Annotated in this window: 17 protein-coding genes; 7 read left to right on the top strand and 10 right to left on the bottom strand. The window is 72.7% G+C overall.

Features of this window, described 5'->3' with window-relative positions; translation table 11 throughout:
- Nucleotides 1-125: 125 nt before the first annotated feature.
- A complete protein-coding gene (locus ABD297_RS09385) occupies nt 126-2,369 on the top strand; it encodes a DEAD/DEAH box helicase (RefSeq protein ID WP_344254633.1) in 2,244 nt (747 codons plus the stop codon).
- Between the two features lie 94 nt (nt 2,370-2,463).
- Here ABD297_RS09385 and ABD297_RS09390 read toward each other — a convergent pair whose 3' ends face one another.
- The 5 genes from ABD297_RS09390 to acsA form a co-directional block, all read right to left on the bottom strand.
- Complete coding sequence (locus ABD297_RS09390; protein ID WP_344254634.1) at nt 2,464-2,781, bottom strand: acyl carrier protein; 318 nt, start codon at nt 2,779-2,781, stop codon at nt 2,464-2,466.
- 5 nt (nt 2,782-2,786) lie between these two features.
- On the bottom strand, nt 2,787-4,136 hold the full coding sequence (locus tag ABD297_RS09395; protein ID WP_344254635.1) for a dihydrolipoamide acetyltransferase family protein: 1,350 nt from the start codon (nt 4,134-4,136) through the stop codon (nt 2,787-2,789).
- Nucleotides 4,129-5,109 carry an alpha-ketoacid dehydrogenase subunit beta gene (locus ABD297_RS09400; RefSeq protein WP_425581154.1) on the bottom strand — a complete coding sequence of 327 codons (981 nt, stop codon included), beginning with the start codon at nt 5,107-5,109 and terminating at the stop codon, nt 4,129-4,131. Before ABD297_RS09400 ends, ABD297_RS09395 begins: the two co-directional genes overlap by 8 nt.
- Before the next feature lie 104 nt (nt 5,110-5,213).
- Nucleotides 5,214-6,227, bottom strand: coding sequence for a pyruvate dehydrogenase (acetyl-transferring) E1 component subunit alpha (gene pdhA / locus ABD297_RS09405; RefSeq protein WP_344254638.1), 1,014 nt, complete (start codon nt 6,225-6,227; stop codon nt 5,214-5,216).
- Nucleotides 6,224-8,059: an acetate--CoA ligase gene (gene acsA / locus ABD297_RS09410; RefSeq protein WP_344254639.1), complete on the bottom strand. Its 1,836-nt coding sequence runs from the start codon at nt 8,057-8,059 to the stop codon at nt 6,224-6,226. The genes pdhA and acsA overlap by 4 nt, the downstream gene beginning before the upstream one ends.
- Before the next feature lie 126 nt (nt 8,060-8,185).
- Between acsA and ABD297_RS09415 the strand changes: the two genes are divergently transcribed.
- Together ABD297_RS09415 and ABD297_RS09420 are read left to right on the top strand one after the other, a co-directional pair.
- Nucleotides 8,186-8,653 (top strand): Hsp20/alpha crystallin family protein, encoded by a 468-nt coding sequence (locus ABD297_RS09415; RefSeq protein WP_344254641.1) that lies wholly within the window; start codon nt 8,186-8,188, stop codon nt 8,651-8,653.
- Nucleotides 8,654-8,679: 26 nt separating this feature from the next.
- Nucleotides 8,680-9,720, top strand: coding sequence for a zinc-dependent alcohol dehydrogenase family protein (locus ABD297_RS09420; RefSeq protein ID WP_344254720.1), 1,041 nt, complete (start codon nt 8,680-8,682; stop codon nt 9,718-9,720).
- A gap of 24 nt (nt 9,721-9,744) precedes the next feature.
- On the opposite strand, the gene ABD297_RS09425 is transcribed toward ABD297_RS09420, so the two are convergent.
- The gene (locus tag ABD297_RS09425; protein WP_344254642.1) at nt 9,745-10,245 is read right to left on the bottom strand and encodes a GNAT family N-acetyltransferase; all 501 of its coding nucleotides are present in this window, start codon (nt 10,243-10,245) and stop codon (nt 9,745-9,747) included.
- 10 nt (nt 10,246-10,255) lie between these two features.
- The gene (locus ABD297_RS09430) at nt 10,256-12,298 is read right to left on the bottom strand and encodes an NAD(+) synthase (protein WP_344254643.1); all 2,043 of its coding nucleotides are present in this window, start codon (nt 12,296-12,298) and stop codon (nt 10,256-10,258) included.
- Nucleotides 12,299-12,424: 126 nt separating this feature from the next.
- On the opposite strand from ABD297_RS09430, the gene ABD297_RS09435 reads away from it, so the two are divergent.
- Nucleotides 12,425-12,853 carry a pyridoxamine 5'-phosphate oxidase family protein gene (locus ABD297_RS09435; RefSeq protein ID WP_344254644.1) on the top strand — a complete coding sequence of 143 codons (429 nt, stop codon included), beginning with the start codon at nt 12,425-12,427 and terminating at the stop codon, nt 12,851-12,853.
- Nucleotides 12,854-12,977: 124 nt separating this feature from the next.
- On the opposite strand, the gene ABD297_RS09440 is transcribed toward ABD297_RS09435, so the two are convergent.
- Nucleotides 12,978-14,171, bottom strand: a complete 1,194-nt coding sequence (locus ABD297_RS09440) for a glycine C-acetyltransferase (RefSeq protein WP_344254645.1) — start codon at nt 14,169-14,171, stop codon at nt 12,978-12,980.
- 93 nt (nt 14,172-14,264) lie between these two features.
- On the bottom strand, nt 14,265-15,164 hold the full coding sequence (locus ABD297_RS09445; RefSeq protein WP_344254646.1) for an alpha/beta fold hydrolase: 900 nt from the start codon (nt 15,162-15,164) through the stop codon (nt 14,265-14,267).
- A 61-nt stretch (nt 15,165-15,225) separates the two neighbouring features.
- Here ABD297_RS09445 and ABD297_RS09450 point away from each other — a divergent pair, with 61 nt between their 5' ends.
- The 3 genes from ABD297_RS09450 to ABD297_RS09460 all read left to right on the top strand — a co-directional run bounded on the left by ABD297_RS09450 (nt 15,226) and on the right by ABD297_RS09460 (nt 19,918).
- Nucleotides 15,226-15,654 (top strand): TIGR03668 family PPOX class F420-dependent oxidoreductase, encoded by a 429-nt coding sequence (locus tag ABD297_RS09450; protein ID WP_344254647.1) that lies wholly within the window; start codon nt 15,226-15,228, stop codon nt 15,652-15,654.
- Between the two features lie 91 nt (nt 15,655-15,745).
- Nucleotides 15,746-16,573, top strand: a complete 828-nt coding sequence (locus ABD297_RS09455; protein ID WP_344254649.1) for a caspase family protein — start codon at nt 15,746-15,748, stop codon at nt 16,571-16,573.
- A 3-nt stretch (nt 16,574-16,576) separates the two neighbouring features.
- On the top strand, nt 16,577-19,918 hold the full coding sequence (locus ABD297_RS09460) for a CHAT domain-containing protein (RefSeq protein WP_344254650.1): 3,342 nt from the start codon (nt 16,577-16,579) through the stop codon (nt 19,916-19,918).
- On the opposite strand, the gene ABD297_RS09465 is transcribed toward ABD297_RS09460, so the two are convergent.
- Nucleotides 19,908-20,483, bottom strand: a complete 576-nt coding sequence (locus ABD297_RS09465) for a dihydrofolate reductase family protein (protein ID WP_344254651.1) — start codon at nt 20,481-20,483, stop codon at nt 19,908-19,910. The two genes, ABD297_RS09460 and ABD297_RS09465, sit on opposite strands and share 11 nt — an antisense overlap.
- Nucleotides 20,484-20,599 lie beyond the last annotated feature (116 nt).

Below are 20,599 nucleotides of genomic sequence, written 5' to 3' on the forward strand. Positions count from 1 at the left end.
ACTTCGGACGCGCGATGGCGCGTCCACCGGGACTCGAGCCGAGTCCGCCGCCGACACCGATCCACCCGTGATGGTGTCGTCCGGGGGCCAGCCCGCTCGACGTCCTCCGTGTCATCAGGAGGAACATGGCAACGCGCGTCCGCCGCCGACCGACCGACGGCCAGGGCTCCAACCAGAGCTCGAACCAGGGCTCGAACCAGGGCTCGAACGGGTCCAAGCAGGGCTCCAAGCAGGGCCAGCACAACGGCCAGCGCAAGACGGTCCAGCGCCGCGACGAGCCGGCGCCCCTCATCCCCGTGCTCGCGCGCCGGGTCCGTGAGGTCGAGGCGAGGGTCTCGAGCAAGGGCAAGGCCAGCCCGACGAACCGGACCAAGTTCCTCGTCGTGGCCCTGCTCATGCGCTCAGAGCGCTCCCGGGTCCGCGAGGACACCTCGATCCCGCCGGCCACGCGCGCCGACCTGCTCAAGCGGCTCGACGGCATCGCGACGATCCTCGCCCAGGTGGCGGCCCGCGACACGAGCCTGCTGACGCTCCTGGACGCCGACGCCAAGCCGGGTCCCGCTGCGCAGCAGATGCGCCGCGACTGGCTCCTCGAGTCGGGCGCCGAGCTCGCCGAGGAGGACCTCGTCATCACGGCCCCCGAGCCGCCGCGCCCCGTCGTGCCGCCGCAGATCGCGGCCCGCCAGGTCATGCCGCAGTCGGTCCCGTCACGGGCGCTCGCCAACCCCTTCCTCACCCCGGACCTCACCCGGACCCAGAGCAGCTACCTGCCCGCCCGCCTCGCCGGGTGGGACCTGCTGAGCCCGCTCTACCGCGCCTTCGAGCAGGGCGCCGGCGGCGAGGCCGCCTCGATGGAGCTGCCGCCGACGCCGCAGATCGACCGCTTCTCACCGCCCGGGTCGCAGCTGATGGTCCACCAGTCGCGGTTCCTGCAGAGCGTGCAGGAGGGCCACCGCACCTTCCTGCTCGCCGACGAGCCCGGCCTCGGCAAGACGGCCCAGTCGGTCATGGCCGCGTCCATCGCCGGCGCCTACCCGATGCTCGCCGTCGTGCCCAACGTCGTGAAGATCAACTGGGCCCGCGAGGTCGAGCGCTGGACCCCGCAGCGCCGCGTCACGGTCATCCACGGCGACGGCAACGACGTCGACGCCTTCGCCGACGTCTTCGTCGTCAACTACGAGATCCTCGACCGGCACTTCGGGTGGCTCTCGAGCTTCGGCTTCCGCTCGATGGTCGTCGACGAGGCGCACTTCATCAAGAACCTCGGCTCGCAGCGCTCGCAGCAGGTGCTCGCGCTCGGCGACCGGCTGCGCGCCACGACGCCCGGCGGCAACCCGCTCCTCATCGCCCTCACCGGCACGCCGCTCATCAACGACGTCAAGGACTTCGACGCGATCTGGCGCTTCCTCGGCTGGATCAAGGACGGCAAGCCGACCGCCGAGATCGTGCGTCGCCTCGACGACACCGGCCACACGCCGGCCGACCGCGCCTTCTACCCCGAGGCCCGCCGAGCCGTCGTCGACATGGGCATCGTGCGCCGGCGCAAGGTCGACGTCGCCAAGGACCTGCCCGACAAGCGCATCGCCGACATCACCGTCGAGCTCGACGACGACCTCGGGCGCTCGATCCGCGAGGCGGAGCGGGCCCTCGGACGCCGCCTGGCGCAGCGCTACCGCTCCCTGCTCGCCGCCGGCGACGGGCACGAGGAGGACGACGAGCCCGACACCGAGCTCATGCGCCGGGTCGCCGCCGCGGAGCTGCGCTCGACCTCGGCCGAGAAGGGCACCGACAACGTCTTCTCGCTCGTGCGCCGCATCGGCCAGGCCAAGTCGACGCTCGCGGCGGACTACGCCGTGCAGCTGTCACACTCGGTCGGCAAGGTCGTCTTCTTCGCCAAGCACATCGACGTCATGGACGCGGCGGAGCGGGTGCTCGCCTCGGCGGGCCTGCGCACCGTGTCGGTCCGCGGCGACCAGACCTCCAAGCAGCGGCAGGAGGCCATCGACGCGTTCCAGAAGGACCCCGACGTCGCCGTCGCCGTCTGCTCGTTGACCGCCGCCGGCGTAGGGCTCAACCTGCACGCCGCCTCCAACGTCGTGCTCGCCGAGCTGTCGTGGACGGCGGCCGAGCAGCAGCAGGCCATCGACCGCGTGCACCGCATCGGCCAGGACGAGCCGGTCACCGCGTGGCGCATCCTCGCCTCCGGCACCATCGACTCGAAGATCGCCGAGCTCATCGACGCCAAGCAGGGGCTCGCCGCGCGCGCCCTCGACGGCAGCGACGAGGAGATCACCTCGGGCGACACGCTGCAGATCGACGCCCTCGTCGCCCTGCTGCGCAGCGCCCTCACGGAGCCCGGCGCGAGCTGACCGACTCGGTCGGACCGACTCGAGCTGACCGACTCAAGCTGACCGACTCGAGCTGACCGACGCGAGCTCCCAGTGTCGGCCGGCCCGGGACGCGTCAGCGGTGCGCCGACGCCGACCGCCGCGCCAGGTAGGCGGTGGCGGAGTCGATGGTGCGCAGCTGGTCCGCGTCGTCGTCCTCGATGCGGAAGCCGGCGCGCTTGCCCAGCCGCTCGACCAGCTCGACGAAGTCGAGCGAGTCGAGCTCGAAGCGCTCGCGCAGGTCGGCCGAGCCCGGCACGCCGTCGAGGCTCGCGTCGGGCACGATCTCGCGCAGCACCGTGTCGAGCAGCGTCCTCGCGCCGCCGGCCGAGCCCGTCGCGTCGGTGGTCTCGGTCGTCTCGGGTGTCCTGGGTGTCCTGGGTGTCTCGGGCATCGGGATCAGAGCTCCTCGGGTGTCTGCAGCAGTCGGTCGATGGTCCGGAGCAGCCTCGAGCCCGTGGCCCCGTCGGTCGCCCGGTGGTCGCCGGCGAGGCTGGCCGTGACGAGCGGCCGCACGCCGAGCATCCCGTCGACCGCCCACGGCCGGTCGGCCACGGCGCCGAAGCCGACGAGGGCGACCTGCGGCGGGTAGATCACGCCGAGGACGCTGTCGACGCCCTGGTCACCGAGGTTCGACACCGTGATGCTCGGCTGCACGAGGTCCGAGCCGCGCAGCCGCCCGGCCCGTGCCCGACGCGTCAGCTCGCGGACGCGCGCCATCGTCTCCTCGACGGTCAGCCGGTCGGCCCCGGCGATCGCCGGCACGAGCAGCCCTCCGCCGCGCAGCGACAGGATGAGCCCGAGGTCGACGTCGGTCGCCGGTCGGAAGCCGTCGTCGACCCAGTGGCCGTTGAGCTCGGGCACCGCCCGGACCGCGCGCGCCGTCGCAGCGAGCAGCAGCGCCGCCGGCACGAGCCGCTCGGACATCTCGAGCTCGCGGTTGCGCTCCTTCAGCCAGGCCATGCTGCGGTGCAGGTCGACGGTGAGCGTCAGCTGGTAGTGCGGGATCTCGCGGTTCGACCTCGTCATGAGGGCCGCGATGCTGCGCCGCATGTCGCTCGTCGGGGGCGCCGCGGCGGGCTGCGTCGACGGGGCGACCGGGGCGACGGGGGCGATCGGAGTGACCGGGCTGACCGTGGCGTTCACGGGAGCCGAGGGGGTCGTATGCCGTCCGGCGCGCCGCACGTCGTCCGCGCGGATCACGCCCCCGAGTCCCGAGCCCGTGATGGTGGAGAGGTCGACCCCCTCCTCCTCGGCGACCCGGCGCGCGAGCGGGGACACCCGCAGCCGAGTCGTGGCTCGCGCCCCGTCCGGGTAGGCCGGCGCACCCGGCGATGCAGCACCGGCCCCGACTGGCGCCGGCTCCAGCGGCACCGGCTCCGGCAGCGCCAACTCCCGCAGCACGGGCTCGGGGGCCGTGGGCGACGCCTCCCTCTGTCCCGGCGCCTCCGTCTCCGGCGCTGTCCGCGCGTCCGCCGGCTCCGGCGCCTCGGGCACCGGCGCCGCCGAGGCCGTGCCGTCGCCCAGCCTCGCGAGCGGGGTCCCCACCGGCACCTTCTCGCCCTCCTCGACGAGCAGGTCCTCGACGGTGCCGGTGTCGAAGCACTCGACCTCGACGGTCGACTTCGGCGTCTCCACCACCGCGACGATGTCGCCCCGGTGCACCGGGTCACCGACCTTGACGAGCCACTCGACGAGCTTGCCCGACTCCATGTCCGCGCCGAGCGAGGGCATCCGGAACTCAGCCACGGCGTCCCACCGCCCGTCGCGCCGCCGCCACGATGTCTGTGGCCTGGGGCAGCGCCGCCTCCTCGAGGTGGTGGGGGTAGGGCACGGGAACCTCTGCGCCACAGACCCGCTCGACCGGGGCGTCGAGCTCGTAGAACGCCTGCTCGGCGATGCGTGCCGACACCTCCGCTGCAAGGCTGCCCGTGCGCCACGCCTCGTCGACGACGACCGCCCGGTGCGTCCGCGCGACCGATGCCATGACCGTCGCGTCGTCGAGCGGTCGCAGCACCCGCAGGTCGATCACCTCGGCCGAGATGCCCTCTCCCGCAAGCAGGTCGGCGGCCTCGAGCGCCTTGCCGAGCCCCCCGGCATACGCGATGACCGTGACGTCGGTGCCGCCGCGGCGCACCGCGGCGCTCGAGATGTCGACGACGACCGGATCGGTGGGCAGCGTGCCCGCGAGGTTGTAGAGCGAGCCGTGCTCGAAGAGCACGACGGGGTCGGGGTCGGCGAGGGCGGGCGCGAGCATGCCCCGCGCGTCCTCCACCGTGGCGGGAGCGAGGACGCGGATGCCGGGGATGGACGCGTACCAGCCCTCGAGGCTGTGCGAGTGCTGGGCGGCGAGCTGGCGCCCGGCGCCGGTGGTCATCCGGATGACGAGCGGGACCGACAGCTGGCCACCCGACATGTGGCGCAGGGTCGCTGCGTTGTTGAGGATCTGGTCGAGCGCCAGCAGGCTGAAGTTGACCGTCATGATCTCGACGATGGGACGCAGCCCGCGCAGGGCCGCCCCGATGCCGGCACCGGTGAACGCCGACTCCGACAGCGGTGTGTCGCGCACCCGCCCCTCCCCGAACTGCTCCACCAGGCCGAGGCTGACGGCGAAGGACCCTCCGTAGCGGCCGACGTCCTCGCCCACGAGGAAGACCCGGGGGTCGCTCGAGAGCGCCTCGCGGTGGGCCTCGCGCAGGGCCTCGCGGTAGGTCGTCGTCACCGGCGCCGTCAGCCTCGAGCCCGCGGCAACGGAGACTGCACTCGCCGAGGAGCCCCCGTCGGCGCCCGTGCCGGTGCCCGGGCTCGTCGCCGCGGTGTGCCTGCTCATGACGCCCTCCCCGCCGGCGCGGCGTCCGCAGTGGCCGTCGTGACGAAGCGCGCGAGGTCCTCGACCGGCTCGAGCGGGGCCGCGTCCGCGGCCGCGACGGCCGCCGCGATCTCGGTGTCGACCTCGCGCTCGACCCGCGCCCGCCACTGCTCGAGCTCGTCGGTCGTCATGAGCCGCTCGGCGACGAGCCGGGCCGCCAGCGCCGGGATCGGGTCGAGCTCCTTCCACCGCTCGATCTCCTCCTTGGTGCGGTAGCGGTCGGGGTCGTACATCGAGTGGGCGCGGTAGCGGTAGGTCCGCAGCTCGAGGAAGCACGGCTGCCCGCTGTCGCGCACGTAGGCCAGCGCCCTCTCGGTCGCGTCACGCACGGCGAGGACGTCCATCCCGTCCACGGCCCAGGCGACCATGCCGTAGCCGGCCGCACGCGTCGCGAGGTCCGTCGCGGCGTGCTCCCGACTGAGCGCCGTGCCCATCGCGTAGCGGTTGTTCTCGCAGCAGAAGAGGACCGGCAGGTGCCAGAGGGCGGCGAGGTTGGCGCTCTCGTGGAACTCGCCCTCGGCGAAGGCGCCGTCGCCGAAGAGGCAGACCGTGACGGCCGGGTCGGCGGTCAGGTGGTCGGCCAGGGCGAGCCCGACCGCGACGGGCAGCCCGCCCGCGACGATGGCGTTGCCACCGTAGAAACGGCGGGAGGCGTCGAAGAGGTGCATCGACCCGCCGCGGCCGCCGCTGCAGCCGGTGGAGCGGCCGAACATCTCGGCCATGACCGCGTCCATCGGCACGCCGCGCGCGAGGGCGTGACCGTGCTCGCGGTAGGTGGACACGACGGCGTCGGCCTCGGACAGGGCGCCGACGACGCCGACCGCGACGGCCTCCTCGCCGATGCACAGGTGCAGGAAGCCGCGGATCCTCGTCGCGCTGTAGAGCTCGGCGCACTTCTCCTCGAAGCGGCGGATGCGGACCATCTCGCGCAGCAACCCCCGGAACAGCTCGAGGAACAGCTCCTCGGTCATGACTCCCCCTCCCCGCCCTGCGCACTCGGGCGCTCGACGGTCGACAGGTCGCCCTCGGGCAGCCCGAGCTCACGGGCCCGCAGCAGCCGCCGCATGACCTTGCCGCTGCGGGTGTGCGGCAGCGCCTGGTCGAAGGCGATCTCGCGCGGCGCGACCGAGCCGAGCCGGTGCCGCCCGAACGCCACGAGCTCCCGGGCGAGCGCGGGGCTCGGCTCGTGGCCGACCTTGAGGGTCACGAACGCCTTGACGATCTCGCCGGCGAGCGGGTCCGGCTTGCCGATGACTCCGACCTCGGCGACAGCCGGGTGCTCCATGAGGGCGCTCTCGACCTCGAACGGACCGATGAGGTGGCCGGCGGACTTGATGACGTCGTCGGCGCGTCCGATGAACCACACGTAGCCGTCGGCGTCGATGCGGGCGAGGTCGCCGCTGAGGTACCACCCGTCGGCGAACGCCTTCGCGTAGCGCTCGGGGTCGTCCACGTAGGCGCGGAACATCGACGGCCAGCCGGGCCGCAGGGCCAGCTCACCGACCTCGTCGGGGCCGAGCACCCGGACCCGACCGCCCTCGACCGCGGCCCGGCCGTCAGGTCCCTGGGCGAGCACGGCGGCCACCACCCCGGGGACGGGACGCCCCATCGAGCCCGGGCGCACCGGCATACCCGGGAAGTTGCTCACCATGATGGCACCGGTCTCGGTCTGCCACCACGTGTCGTGGACGGGCAGCCCGAAGGCGTCGACGCCCCAGACGACGGCCTCCGGGTTGAGCGGCTCGCCGACGCTGACGACGTGGCGCAGCGCGGGGAAGGTGTGCTCGCGGGCGAGCCCGACGCCGGCCCGCATGAGCATCCGCAGCGCGGTGGGCGCGGTGTAGAAGACGGTGACCCGCTCGTCCTGCAGGATGCGGTACCACCGGCGCGCGTCGAAGTCGGCGGAGTCCGTGACGATGGTGACGCCGCAGCTGAGCGGGCCGAGGATGCCGTAGGACGTGCCCGTGACCCAGCCCGGGTCGGCCGTGCACCAGTAGACGTCGCCGGGTCGCAGGTCGAGCGCGAACTCGGCCGTCACGTGGTGGGCGAGGATCGCCTCGTGCACGTGGACGGCGCCCTTCGGCTTGCCCGTCGTGCCGCTCGTGAAGTGCAGCAGGGCGGGGTCGTCCGCGCGGGTGAGTGCCACGGTGAACGTCGAGGGGTCGTATGCCGTCGCGCCCGCTCCCAGCGCCACGGACCACGGAGTCGTGCCCGCGGGAGCTTCCGCGTCACCGACGTCGGTGAGGAGGACGTGCCTCAGGTCGGGCAGGGCGTCGCGGTGCGGCTCGCACTTGCGCACGTAGGACTGGGTGTCGGTCACGAGGACGCGGATGTGGCCGAGGCGCAGCCGCTCCACGACCGGCTCGGGCCCGAAGGCGGGGAAGAGCGGGCAGTAGACGGCCCCGGCCTTGAGGGTGCCGAGGACGGTCAGGTAGAGCTCCGGCGATCGCGGCAGGAGCGTGCAGACCCCGTCGCCCGGCCCGACCCCGAGCCGTCGCAGCGCCGTGGCGGCGACGTCGCTCTGCTCGCGCAGCTGGGCGTAGGTCAGCTCCGTCGTGGGCGCGACGCGGGACAGGAAGCGGATCGCGACGGTGTCGGCGAGCGGCCCCTCGGCGTGCCGGTCGACGGCCTCGTGCGCCATGTTGAGGTGTCCCTCGTCGTCGCCCCGCAGCCAGTCGCGCGCGGCCTCCCACGTGAAGGAGCGCCGCCGCGCCTCGTAGTCCCCGACGAGGGGGGCGAGAGCCGGGACGTGCTCGATCGGACGCCGCTGCGCGCCGCCGCGCTGCACTGCCAAGTCGGCCATGAGACCACCGTCCCGCGTGGTCCGGGAGGCAGGTAGGGACCAACGGCCCTGTTCAGCGGGACCGTCGGCGACGTGCACTGGGAGTGGCGTCGCCGATGCCGTGCGGCGCGTTGACGAGGAGGACAGATGAGCATCAACAGCGGGTCGAAGGCCCCCGAGCGTCGCGCCGTCCAGGCGCGGCCCGACCAGTTCTCGTGGGGAGAGCTCGGACCGTGGGCCGGCCGGATGCAGGACCTCATGGAGCAGATGTGGTCACCGGCGATGGGCGCCAGCGACTTCGCGCCCGGCGGCGAGCTGCGCGAGACCGACGACGCCTTCACGCTAGAGCTCGACGTGCCGGGCGTGGACAAGAAGGACATCGAGATCGACTTCTCCGGACGTCGCCTCAGCGTCCGGGGCACGAAGACGACCGAGAAGGAGGGCCAGGGCACGCTGCGCCACACGACCCGCACCTCCGGCAGCTTCACGTACGAGGCGGTGCTCCCCGTGGCCGTGGACGAGAAGGCCGTGACGGCCTCGCTCGCCGACGGCGTGCTGATGGTGACGATGCCCAAGGCCACCGAGGCCAAGACGACGCACGTCGAGATCAGCTGACCGCCATGGCCTCCAACGGATCCGTCATGCAGGCGCTCGTCTACCACGGCCCGGGCCGGAAGGCCTGGGAGCAGGTGGCCAAGCCCATGATCGAGGACGACACCGACGCGATCGTCAAGGTCGACACGGTCACCATCTGCGGCACCGACCTGCACATCCTCAAGGGCGACGTCGCAGCTGTGACCGACGGCCGGATCCTCGGCCACGAGGCGGTCGGGACGGTCGAGCAGGTCGGACCGGGCGTCAAGAACGTCAAGCCGGGAGACCGGGTGCTCGTCTCGTGCATCACCGCCTGCGGTGCGTGCCGCTACTGCCGCGAGGGCAGCTACGGCCAGTGCATCGGCGGCGGCGGCTGGATCCTCGGACACAAGATCGACGGCACGCAGGCCGAGTTCGTCCGCGTCCCCTTCGCGGACACCTCGACGTATGCCGTGCCCGAAGGAGTGACTGACGAGGAAGTACTCATGCTCGCCGACATCGGGCCCACGGGCTACGAGGTCGGTGTGCTGAACGGCCGGGTCCGTCCCGGTGACGTCGTAGCGGTGGTGGGCGCCGGCCCGGTCGGGCTCTCCGCCATCATGGGTGCCGAGCTCTTCAGTCCGGCGCACGTCGTGGCCATCGACCTGGCCGATGCCCGACTCGAGGCGGCCAAGCAGTTCGGGGCCGACATCACGGTGAACCCCTCGCGCGAGGACGCCGTCGCGATCGTCCGGGACCTGACCCAGGGTCTCGGCGCCGACGTCGCCATCGAGGCCGTGGGGGTCGCACCGACGTTCGAGCAGTGCACGGCCCTGGTCCGCCCGGGTGGCACTGTCGCCAACGTGGGGGTCCACGGCGGCCCGGCCACCCTGCACCTGGAGGAGCTCTGGATCAAGAACGTCACGATCACGACGGGGCTCGTCGACACCTACTCGACCCCGACGTTGCTGCGGCTGCTGGCCGCCCACCACATCGACCTGGCGCGGTTCGTCACGCACCGCTTCCCGATGGATGAGTTCATGGGCGCCTACGACACGTTCGCCCGTGCGGCGGACACCGGCGCCCTCAAGGTCGTGCTCACGAGCTGAGCTCAGCTCGGAGCCGGTCGGCCGTCAGAGGTCGACGTGCATGATGCGCAGGCCCACGCGCTCCCCGCTCGGGAGCTCGTGGGCCCGCGGCACGGTGCCCACGACGGTGAAGCCGAGGCTCTCGTAGAGCCTGACCGCGCCGGTGTTGGTGGCGACCACGGCGTTGAACTGCATTGCGGCATAACCGGACTCGCGCGCCCAGTCGAGCGAGTCGACGACGAGCGCCCGGCCGGCACCGAGTCCCCGAGCGTCGGCGGCGACCATATAGCTGGCCGTCGCGACGTGCGCACCGGGGCCCGGCCGGTTGCGTCCCATCTTCGCGGTGCCGACGACCCGGTCGCCGTCGACGGCGACGGCCACCCGGCCCCCGGGACCGTTCTCGAGCCAGATGCCGCGGGCCTCCTGCTCGGTCAGGTCGGTGGGGAAGGGGAAGGTGTCGCCGGCGCGGACGACCTCCTCGATGACCGGCCACACGTGGGGCCAGTCGGACTCGTCGTAGTCACGGACGGTGACCTTGCCTGCCACTCGGACCGCCTTACTTCTCAGGGACGTTCGCGTCGAGCTCACTGAGCCACGCGACGGAGGTCGCGTCCGACGGCATACGCCAGTCGCCGCGTGGCGAGAGCGAGCCCCCGGCGACGACCTTGGGACCGTTGGGCAGCGCGGAGCGCTTGAACTGGTTGGCGAAGTAGCGCTTGACGAACACCTCGAGCCAGTGCCGGATCGTCGCCAGGTCGTAGGCCGTGCGCTCGGCCTCGGGGTAGCCCGCCGGCCACTCCCCCGCCTCGCTGTCGCGCCACGCGTTCCACGCGAGGTAGGCGATCTTGGAGGGCCGGTAGCCGCGGCGCAGCACGTGGAAGAGCGTGAAGTCCTGCAGGGGGTAGGGCCCGATGACGGCCTGGGTGCTCTGCGGCTTCTCCCCCTCCTTGGCGGGCACGAGCTCGGGGCTGATCTCGGTGTCGAGGATCGAGGTGAGCGTCCCGGCCACCTCCTCGTCGAACTGGCGGGAGGAGACGACCCAGCGGATCAGGTGCTGCATCAAGGTCTTCGGGACGCCGCTGTTGATGCCGTAGTGGCTCATCTGGTCGCCGACGCCGTAGGTGCACCACCCGAGCGCGAGCTCGGAGAGGTCGCCGGTGCCGAGCACGATGCCGCCGCGCTGGTTGGCGATGCGGAAGAGGTAGTCGTAGCGCAGGCCGGCCTGGACGTTCTCGAAGGTCACGTCGTAGACCTCCTCGCCGCGGCCGAACGGGTGCCCCATCGCCTCGAGCATCTGGGTCGCCGCGGGGCGGATGTCGAGCTCCTCCCACGTGACCTCGAGGCTCTCCATGAGGGCGATCGCGTTGGTCTTCGTGTGGTCGCTCGTGGCGAAGCCGGGCATCGTGAAGGCGAGGATGTCGCTGCGGGGGCGGTCGAGCCGGTCCATGGCCTTGGCAGCGACGATGAGCGCGTGCGTCGAGTCGAGGCCGCCGCTGACGCCGATGACGACCTTCGGCTGGCCGATGGCGCGCAGCCGCTGCTCGAGGCCGGACACCTGGATGTTGTAGGCCTCGTAGCAGTCGAGGGCGAGCCGGTCCTCGTCGTCCGGGACGAAGGGGAAGCGGTCGACCTTGCGGAGCAGGCCGAGGTCGCCGGTCGGCGGGTCGAGCTCGATCTCGACGGTGCGGAAGCCGTCGACCCGGGCCGCGAGCGTGCGGCGGTTGTCGTCGAAGGTGCCCTGGCGCTGGCGCTCTTGGCGCAGCAGGTCGAGGTCGACGTCGGCGACCGACGCGCGCGGGCCCTCGGGGAAGCGCTCGCTCTGCTCGAGCAGGGCGCCGTTCTCGTAGACCATCGTCGTGCCGTCCCACGAGAGGTCGGTCGAGCTCTCGCCCTCCCCGGCCGCGGCATACAGGTAGGCCGCGAGGCAGCGCGCCGAGGCGCTGCGCGCGAGCAGGTGTCGGTCCTCGGCGCGCGAGACGGTGATGGGCGAGCCGGAGATGTTGGCCAGGACCGTGGCCCCGGCGAGGGCTGCCTCGTGGCTCGGCGGAACCGGCACCCACATGTCCTCGCAGACCTCGACGTGCAGCACGAAGCCCGGCACGTCGGTCGCCCGGAAGAGCAGGTCCGGACCGAAGGGCACGCGGTCGCCGGCGACGTCGATGGTCTGGCCACGCTGGTCGTCGCCCGGCGCGAAGTGGCGCCGCTCGTAGAACTCCCGGTAGGTGGGCAGGTAGGACTTCGGCGCGACACCGATGATGCGACCGGCGTGGATGACGACCGCGCAGTTGTAGAGCCGGGAGCCCTTCTCGAGCGGCGCGCCCACGACGACGACGGGACGCAGGTCGGCGGTGGCCTCGGCGATGCGGGCCAGGGCGTCGTCGACGGCGTCGAGCAGCGTGTCCTGGAGGAAGAGGTCGTCGATGGCGTAGCCCGAGAGGCACAGCTCCGGGAAGATCGCGAGCCCCACGCCGTCGTCGTCGAGGTCACGCAGCTGTGCGATGACGGAGTCGGCGTTGCGCTCGGGGTCGACCGCGACGATCGGCACCGTGCACGCGGCGACGCGCGCGAAGCCCTGGGCCCAGGAGCTGTAGAAGTCCATGGGCACAGTCAATCGCACGGTTTCGTGTGACCGGGGACTCGTCACTCGCCCGGTGCGTCGGACGGAGTTCTTACTACCATGGGTAGTAGCCAGGCAGTCGCCATACGGCACACCAAGGAGGTCGCCATGTCAGACCACGACCCGGTCCACGTCCTTCACCCGGAGGAGTCCTGGGGCTTCCTCCGTGCGCACGAGTTCGGCCGGCTCGCCTTCCACCTCGTGGGCGAGGTGCACATCACGCCCATCAACTACGCCGTCGACGGCGACCGCCTCGTCTTCATGACGGCCGAGGGCAGCAAGCTCTTCGGCGTCACGGCCAACACCGACGTCGCCTTCGAGGTCGACGAGATCGTCGGCGAGCGCGCCACGAGCGTCATCTGCCGAGGCCGGGCCCGCACGCTCGAGGGGCAGGCGGCCTACGTCGTCGAGCGCCTGCCCGTCCGGCCCTGGGTCGACACCCCGAAGTCGATCGTCGTCGCCATCGAGGTCGACGAGATCTCGGGCCGCAGGTTCGACCTGACGCGGCCCTGGCTGCGCGACCTGCCCACGGGCTGACCCGGCGCACCGGTCGGTGAGCGGTCCGTCCGCTCGTCAGCGAACGGTCTCTTCGTCAGCGTCCTGCCACTGACGAAGAGACCCGGTGCGCACGAGGAGCCGGGACGAGGACCAGAGCCGCAGGTCAGCCGACGGCGGCCCGGGCCGCCACGAAGGCGTCGACGCACGCGCGCACGTCGGACTCGGAGTGCGCCGCCGACAGCTGCACGCGGATGCGGGCCTTGCCGCGCGGCACGACGGGGAAGCTGAAGGCGATGACGTAGACGCCGTTGCCGAGCATGTGGTCGGCGATCTGCGCGGCCTGACGGGCGCCGTCCTCGCCGGGGAACATCACCGGGCGGATCGGGTGCGTGCCCGGGAGCAGCTCGAAGCCGGCCTCGGTCATGAGCGAGTGGAAGAGCGCCGTGTTGGCCTTGAGCGTCTCGCGCTTCTCGGCCGAGCCCTCGACGAGCTCGAGAGCGGCCATCGAGCCGGCGACGACCGACGGCGCGACCGAGTTGCTGAAGAGGTAGGGGCGCGAGCGCTGGCGCAGCAGGTCGACGACCTCCTGGTGGCTCGAGACGTAGCCGCCGGAGGCGCCGCCGAGGGCCTTGCCGAGCGTGCCCGTGAGGATGTCGACGCGGTCCATGACGCCGAACAGCTCGGGCGTGCCCCGGCCGCCGTCACCGACGAAGCCCACCGCGTGCGAGTCGTCGACGAAGACGAGGGCGCCGAACTCGTCTGCGAGGTCGCAGATCTCGTCCAGCGGCGCGTACGAGCCGTCCATCGAGAAGACGCCGTCGGTGACGACGACCTTGCGCTTGGCCCCGGCTGCGACGGCGGCCTCGAGCTGCGCCCGCAGGTCGGTCATGTCGGCGTTCTTGTAGCGGTAGCGCATCGCCTTGGACAGGCGCACGCCGTCGATGATCGAGGCGTGGTTGAGCTCGTCGCTGATGATGGCGTCCTCGGCGCCGAAGAGCACCTCGAAGACGCCGCCGTTGGCGTCGAAGCACGACGAGTAGAGGATCGTCGCCTCGGTGCCGAGGAACTCGCTGATCTTGTGCTCGAGCGAGGTGTGCAACGTCTGGGTGCCGCAGATGAAGCGCACCGACGCCATGCCGAAGCCCCACTCGTCGAGCGCCTTCTTCGACGCCTCGACGACGACCGGGTCGTTGGCGAGACCGAGGTAGTTGTTGGCGCAGAAGTTGAGCGCCTCGGCCTTGAGCGTCGTGACGTGGGCCGACTGCGGCGACGTCAGCTCGCGCTCGTTCTTGTAGAGGCCGGCGTCCTTGATCTCCTGCAGGGTGGCGGCGATCTCGTCCTTGACTGAGCCGTACATCGGTGTCCTTCGTGTGGTCGCGTGGGTCGCGTGGGTCGTGCCCGTGGGCGCGGAGCGGATGCGCCACCCAGCGTATGCCGTGTGGCGCGGACCTCAGCGGCCCGCCAGCAAGAGCAGGTCGTCGAGGATGTCACCCATCCGCATGAGCAGCGAGACGTGGCCCTCGCCCTCGACGAGGTGGGCCCGTGCGCCCGCGACGTGGGCGGCGAGCCACTGGGCGTGGGCGAAGGGCACCATGAGGTCCTCGGTGCCCTGCCACACGGCGGTGGGCACGGTGACCGCTGCGAGGTCGAAGCCCCACGGACGGGTGTGGGTGAGGTCGTCGTCGCGCCAGCCGACGATGCCCTGGGCGCCGGCGTGACGTGATGCGGAGGCGAGGTACTCGCCGAGCTCTCCGGTCATCGCCGCCCGGTCGACCGGTGGCAGCAGGCCGCTCAGCTCGCCAACGATCTCGTCGGCGGTGGCGCGCAGGACGGGGGTGCCGTACTCCTCGAGGAAGGCGGTCAGCGCCTCGGGACCCGCGGCCGTCGCGGCATACTCGGCGACGTTCTCGGGCCCCATGCCGGCGGTGAGGTCGAGACCCTCGGCGTCGGGCGGGGCGATGCCGACTCCCGACGTCGCCGCGAGGCAGCGCCCGGGCAGCAGGGCCGCGCAGGCGAGGGCGCGGGGACCGCCGCCGGACCAGCCGAGGGTCACGAACGTGTCGTGGCCGAGCGCGTCGAGCACCAGTGCGGTGTCGGCGGCGTCGTCGGCGACCGTGGCCGTGGTCGCGGCGTCGGCCCTGGGTGTCGAGCGGCCGTAGCCGGGCCGCGAGCAGGTGATGGTGCGCAGCCCGCGCTCGGTGGCGGGCCGCTCGAGGATGCCGAAGGGGACTGCCGCCTGTGGCGTGCCGTGGTGGAAGACGAGCGGCAGCCCGTCGCTGGGTCCGGTGACGAGGACCTCGAGGTCGCGGCCGTCGGGGGTGTGGACGAGGTGTGTCTCGTGGGTCGCCATGCCTCATGCAACCACGCCGGGCAGGCACACCGAAGCCGGGCTCGGGCCTAGGCTCGGGCAGGTGGACGAGGACCTGCGGGCGAATCTGCGGGCGCGGTTCGCGGCAGCGCGGGTCGCGCGGCTCGCGACGGTGCGCCCCGACGGCCGGCCCCACCTCGTCCCGGTCGTCTTCGCCGTCAGCGGCGACCTCGTGTGGAGCGCCGTCGACGACAAGCCCAAGTCGACGCGTGCCCTCCAGCGGCTCGCCAATGTCGAGGCCAACCCGTCGGTCGCCCTGCTCGTCGACCACTACGACGACGACTGGACGCAGCTGTGGTGGGTGCGGGCCGAGGGCCCGGCCGACGTGCTCGAGCTGGGAGCGGCCGGGACCGCCGAGGCCCTGGACTCGCTGGCCCAAAAGTACCCGCAGTACGCAGCGCGGCGACCCGCTGGTCCCCTCGTCCGGGTGAGCGTCACCCGCTGGTCGGGTTGGAGCCACGACCACTCCTGACGAACCCGCTGTATCACCGGGCCGGGAGGAGAACACTGGTGCGCAGGGGCCGAGGCGCCTGCCGCACGGCCACGGGTCGAAGGAGCTCGCCATGTCCAAGCGTGCACTGCTCATCGGGGTCAACCAGTACGCGATCCCGGGGGCCGACCTCCGGGGCTGCGTCAACGACGTGCAGAACGTCGCGGGCGCCCTCAAGGACGTCTACGGCTTCACCGACGCGGACATCACGATGCTCGTCGACGACGGTGCGACGAAGGCGGCGATGACGCAGGCCATGACCGACCTCGTGGGCTCGGCGCGACCGGGCGACGTGCTCTACCTGCACTACTCGGGCCACGGCTCCAACGTCCCCGACACGAACGGCGACGAGACGACCGACCACCGCGACGAGATCCTCTGCCCGCACGACCTCGACTGGAACGACCCGCTCACCGACGACTGGCTCCGGACGACCTTCGACCGTCTCGACCCGGGCGCCACGCTGACCGTCGTCATGGACTGCTGCCACTCGGGCAGCAACACCCGCGAGCCCCGTCGCCCGGACGCGCCCCCGCCCGAGGTGCTCTCGCGCTTCCTGCCGAACCCGGACGACGAGGCGGGAGGAGGCGAGTTCACCGGCACTCCGAACCGGTCGCGACGGCGGCAACGGCAGCAGGACGTGCACGTCGTCGACATCACCGAGACCCTCCTCAGCGGCTGCCGCGACGACCAGACCTCGGCCGACGCCGACATCGCCGGCACCTACAACGGCGCCCTGACCTACTACCTCGTCCGCGCGATGCGCGAGGCCCCGCAGGCGACCTACCGGGAGCTGCACGCACGCACCCTCGCCGGCCTGACGGGCAACTACGACCAGGTGCCGCAGCTCGAGGGCCGCGCCCCCCGCCTCGACCAGGTCTTCCTCTCCGGGACGGCCTGAGCCGTGTCGACCCTCGTGGGTGACGGCTCCCCGACGCAGCCCGAGCCGTATGCCGTCCCGCCCGTCGCCGGAAACACGGGCCTTCCCGAGTCGGCGTCCCCCGAGCAGGACGCGCCCGAGCAGGTGCCACTCGAGCAGGTGCTGCCCGAGCAGGCGCTTCCCGAGCCACCCGTCGCCGAGGACACGGAGCGGCAGTCCGCACCAGAGCCCGTCGCTGCACCGGCGATCACACCTCCTCCCCCAGCCGCACCGACGGCGCGAGGAGCCGAGCCGGCTCCCACCGGTGCACCTCCAGCCCCACCCGCGGCGGCTGCCCCAGCTTTGCCGGCAGCGGCGCCCGCAGCGGCTGCGGCCGCGGCCCAGACCGGCGACGCCGGCGCGGGCACGGACCCGGACGCCGATCCGTCGCGCCCCCTGACGCGGGTCCGCATCTCGCACGGCGACCTGCGGTTCGCCCGCCACCACGTCGTCGTCGGTCACTATCCCGGCAGCACGCTCGTCGGCGGCGAGGGCGCCCTCGACGAGCTGCTCGACGGTCGGCTGTCCCGGGCCGCGATGCTCGGCATCTACCCCGGGCCCATCGAGACCTGCCAGATCTTCACCGACCCCGAGGAGTGGACCCGGCCGCCCGGGGCGATCGTCGCCGGCCTCGGCCCGATCGGCGGCCTGAGCGCCGCGACGCTGGCCCGGGCCATCGCGCACGCCGCCCTGACGGCCGCCCTCGGCCACCTCACGGGAGGCGCCTCCGCGGCGAGCACCGAGGTGCTCCAGCTCAGCCTCTCGAGCCTCCTCATCGGCACGGGCCAGGGCGGGCTGTCGGTCCGCGACAGCGTGCAGGCCCTGCTCACCGGCGTGCAGCGGGCCAACGACCGGCTCGCCGACACCGAGCTCGCGGTGCACATCGCCGAGGTCGAGGTCATCGAGCTGTGGCAGGACCGGGCCCTGCAGGCCGTCGAGGCCCTCGGCTCCTCGCTGACGAGCGGCGAGCTCGCCGACTCCTTCACCGCCGACCTCCGGCTCGCGGAGCGTCCGGGGCGTCAGCGCCGGCTGCTCTTCTCCGAGCCCTCCGGCTGGTGGCAGCAGGTGCGGGTGCGCAGCGAGCCCGACGGGAGCCTCACCTTCGAGGCCTCGACGCGTCGGGCCGGCACCCCGACCCGCACGGTGCCGACCCAGCGTGCCCTCGTCGACCGCCTCGTCGAGTCCCTCGTGGACTCACCGTCGCCGGACCCGTCGGCTGCCCGGACGCTGTTCGAGCTGCTCTTCCCCAACGACCTCAAGGCCCAGGCCCCCGACACCGACAACCTCGTGCTCCTCGTCGACCGCGGCTCGGCGCACTACCCGTGGGAGCTGCTCGACGACCAGGGCACGCAGGAGGACCGCGAGCCGCTCGGGGTGCGCCGGGGCCTGGTGCGCCAGCTCGAGGGCTCATCGATGCGCAGCCACGTACTCTCCGCGACAAGCAGCCGCGCGCTCGTCGTCGGCGACACCGCGAGCGGGCTCAGCGCCCTTCCCGCCGCGCAGCGCGAGGCTCGCAACGTCGCAGATGCCTTGCGTGCGAGCGGCTTCGAGGCCGAGCCCCTCATCGCCGAGAGCGGCACCAAGGTCGTCCAGGCGCTCTTCGCGACGTCCTACCGGGTCGTCCACCTCGCCGGTCACGGCGTCTACGAGTGGCCCCTCGGCGACGGCACGGACGCCACGGTGACCGGCATGGTGCTCGGCAACGGGATGTACCTCACGGCCGGCGAGGTGGGCCAGATGCGGCAGGTCCCCGAGCTCGTCGTCGTCAACTGCTGCCACCTCGGCACCATGGGCTCGCTGGGCCTGCTGCCCCCGACCACGCCGAACGCCTCGACGCCTCCCGGCGGTCAGGGCGCCCTCGGCGCACCGGGCGGCTTCGGCGCCCCGGGACCGGCCGTGCCCGGGGTCGCGGCGCCGCGCAGCGGCAACTACCACCGGCTCGCGGCGAGCTTCGCGACCGAGCTCATCGACATCGGTGTGCGGGCCGTCGTGGCCTGCGGCTGGGCCGTCGACGACGGCGCGGCCTCGACCTTCGCCACGACCCTCTACGACCGGATGCTGTCGGGCCTGACCTTCGGCGAGGCGCTCAGCGCGGCCCGCTGGCAGACGTGGAACGACTTCCCGGCGGTCAACACGTGGGGTGCCTACCAGTGCTACGGCGACCCGGACTACCGCCTCGCGCCGGACGCCGCCGTGCACCGCGCCACCACCGCCCAGCGGGCCCCGGCGAGCGCCGAGCAGGCACGCGTCGAGATCGAGAACCTCAGCCAGTCCGTCGACGTCAGCCGCAACACGCGCTTCGGGCTCGACCGCCTGCGCGAGCTCTACGAGGCGCTGACCCCGGAGGACCGGGAAGACGACGCGCTCCAGGTGCTCATCGCCCGGACCTACAACAAGTTCGGCGACTTCACCCACGCCACGCAGTACTTCGAGCAGACCCTCGAGCGGGGCGGCACCGCCCTGACGGTGCGCGACTTCGAGGTCTGGATCGACCAGGTGGTCCGGGCCGCGGCGACGAACGACGACGCCGTCGACGACGCGGTCGCCACCATCGAGTCGGCCATCGACCGGCTCCGGGCGCTGCTCGACAACCCCGCCTCCCTCGTCCTCGGCGCCCACGCGCCCGAGCGGGCCGCGTTCCTCCCGGGTGACGCGAACGCGGCCCCGGTCGCCGTCGGGATCGACCGGCTGTGGCGGGTCGCGAGCGCCTACAAGCGGCTCGCCCTCGTGACGTGCCCCGAGCGCCCGGGCGCCCCGCACTCGGCCGACTGGTCGCGCACCCACGCCGCGCTGGCGAACACCTCGGACTGGTACGCCGCGGCCCGCACCGCCTCCGGAGCCACCGACCGGCGCCGGCACGGCGCGCTGGCCAACTGGCTCGCGGCCGAGCTCGCCCTGCGGTGGCGGCCGGCCCCGGGCCGGGAGCCGCTCGACCGGTCCCAGGCCCGGGAGCTCATCGACGACGCCCTCAAGGCCGCCCGCGAGGAGGCCTACCTCTCGCCGACCTTCTGGACGGTCGCGGTCTACGGCGACCTGCTGGTGCTCGACGCGCTGTGGAGCCCGCGGGCCTCGACCGACGAGGCGCAGCACGCCCTCGACGTCTATCGCCGCGCCAGCGAGCTCGGCAGCGAGGAGCAGCTGCGCCAGGTGCGCGACCAGGTCGACTTCCTGCTCGTCATGGCCGGCACCGAGGCGCGCCGGCGCGTCGACTTCCTGCGCACCCTCCACGACGGGCTCGCCGCCCTCGACGCCTCTCCCGCCGGCGGGTCCGGCGATGCGGGCGACCCTGCCGACGCAGGGGGCCCGGGAGGCACGGTCACCTCCTGACGGCATACCTCGCGTAGGTCGTGCCGCCCGCGAAACGGCGCTCGTCGAGCAGGTCGAGGTCGAGGCGTATGCCGTCCGGCAGGCTCCGCGTGCCGCCACCGACGGCGACGGGCACCGTCAGCAGGCGCAGCTCGTCGACGATGCCGGCCCGGAGGGCCTCGGCGGCGAGGGTGGGCCCGCCGATGCTCACGTCGCGCTCGGCCGACGCGACGAAGCGAGCCACCGCGGCAGGGTCGAAGTCGCGCTCGAGGCGGGTGCGCGCGCTCGTGACCTCGGTCAGCGTGCGGGAGTGGACGACCTTGTCGGCGGCCTGCCAGAGGCGGGCGTAGTCCTGCGCGATGTGGTCGTCGGGATCGTCGGCGTCGGTCGGCTCCGTCGGGGCGGACTCCCAGTAGACCATCACCTCGTAGAGGCGCCGGCCGCAGAGGTAGGTGCCCACGTCGCGCTCGAGATCGTTGACGAAGGCGTGCACCTCGGCGTCCGGAGCGGCCCAGTCGAAGCGGCCCTCGGCGTCGGCGACGTAGCCGTCGAGGGAGGCGATCGTGGTGTAGACGAGGCGGGACATGTGTCGACTCTGTCACTCCCGCGTGCTCGGAACGCCTCTTTCGAGTGGGGGATCGGTGCCGACGCCCTCTAGAGTTGTCGGCGCTCGCGTCCGGCCACCGCCGGGACGCGCCCCCT

Origin of the sequence: Terrabacter carboxydivorans, assembly GCF_039532035.1 — a bacterium.
GTDB lineage: Bacteria > Actinomycetota > Actinomycetes > Actinomycetales > Dermatophilaceae > Terrabacter > Terrabacter carboxydivorans.

Excerpts from the sequence above, each read along its gene's own strand:
- acsA (WP_344254639.1), bottom strand. The coding sequence starts at position 8,059 with ATGGCCGACTTGGCAGTGCAGCGCGGCGGCGCGCAGCGGCGTCCGATC.
- ABD297_RS09435 (WP_344254644.1), top strand. The coding sequence starts at position 12,425 with ATGTCAGACCACGACCCGGTCCACGTCCTTCACCCGGAGGAGTCCTGG.
- ABD297_RS09455 (WP_344254649.1), top strand. The coding sequence starts at position 15,746 with ATGTCCAAGCGTGCACTGCTCATCGGGGTCAACCAGTACGCGATCCCG.
- ABD297_RS09440 (WP_344254645.1), bottom strand. The coding sequence starts at position 14,171 with ATGTACGGCTCAGTCAAGGACGAGATCGCCGCCACCCTGCAGGAGATC.
- ABD297_RS09445 (WP_344254646.1), bottom strand. The coding sequence starts at position 15,164 with ATGGCGACCCACGAGACACACCTCGTCCACACCCCCGACGGCCGCGAC.
- ABD297_RS09390 (WP_344254634.1), bottom strand. The coding sequence starts at position 2,781 with ATGCCCGAGACACCCAGGACACCCAGGACACCCGAGACGACCGAGACC.
- ABD297_RS09430 (WP_344254643.1), bottom strand. The coding sequence starts at position 12,298 with ATGGACTTCTACAGCTCCTGGGCCCAGGGCTTCGCGCGCGTCGCCGCG.
- pdhA (WP_344254638.1), bottom strand. The coding sequence starts at position 6,227 with ATGACCGAGGAGCTGTTCCTCGAGCTGTTCCGGGGGTTGCTGCGCGAG.
- ABD297_RS09420 (WP_344254720.1), top strand. The coding sequence starts at position 8,680 with ATGCAGGCGCTCGTCTACCACGGCCCGGGCCGGAAGGCCTGGGAGCAG.
- ABD297_RS09415 (WP_344254641.1), top strand. The coding sequence starts at position 8,186 with ATGAGCATCAACAGCGGGTCGAAGGCCCCCGAGCGTCGCGCCGTCCAG.
- ABD297_RS09465 (WP_344254651.1), bottom strand. The coding sequence starts at position 20,483 with ATGTCCCGCCTCGTCTACACCACGATCGCCTCCCTCGACGGCTACGTC.
- ABD297_RS09385 (WP_344254633.1), top strand. The coding sequence starts at position 126 with ATGGCAACGCGCGTCCGCCGCCGACCGACCGACGGCCAGGGCTCCAAC.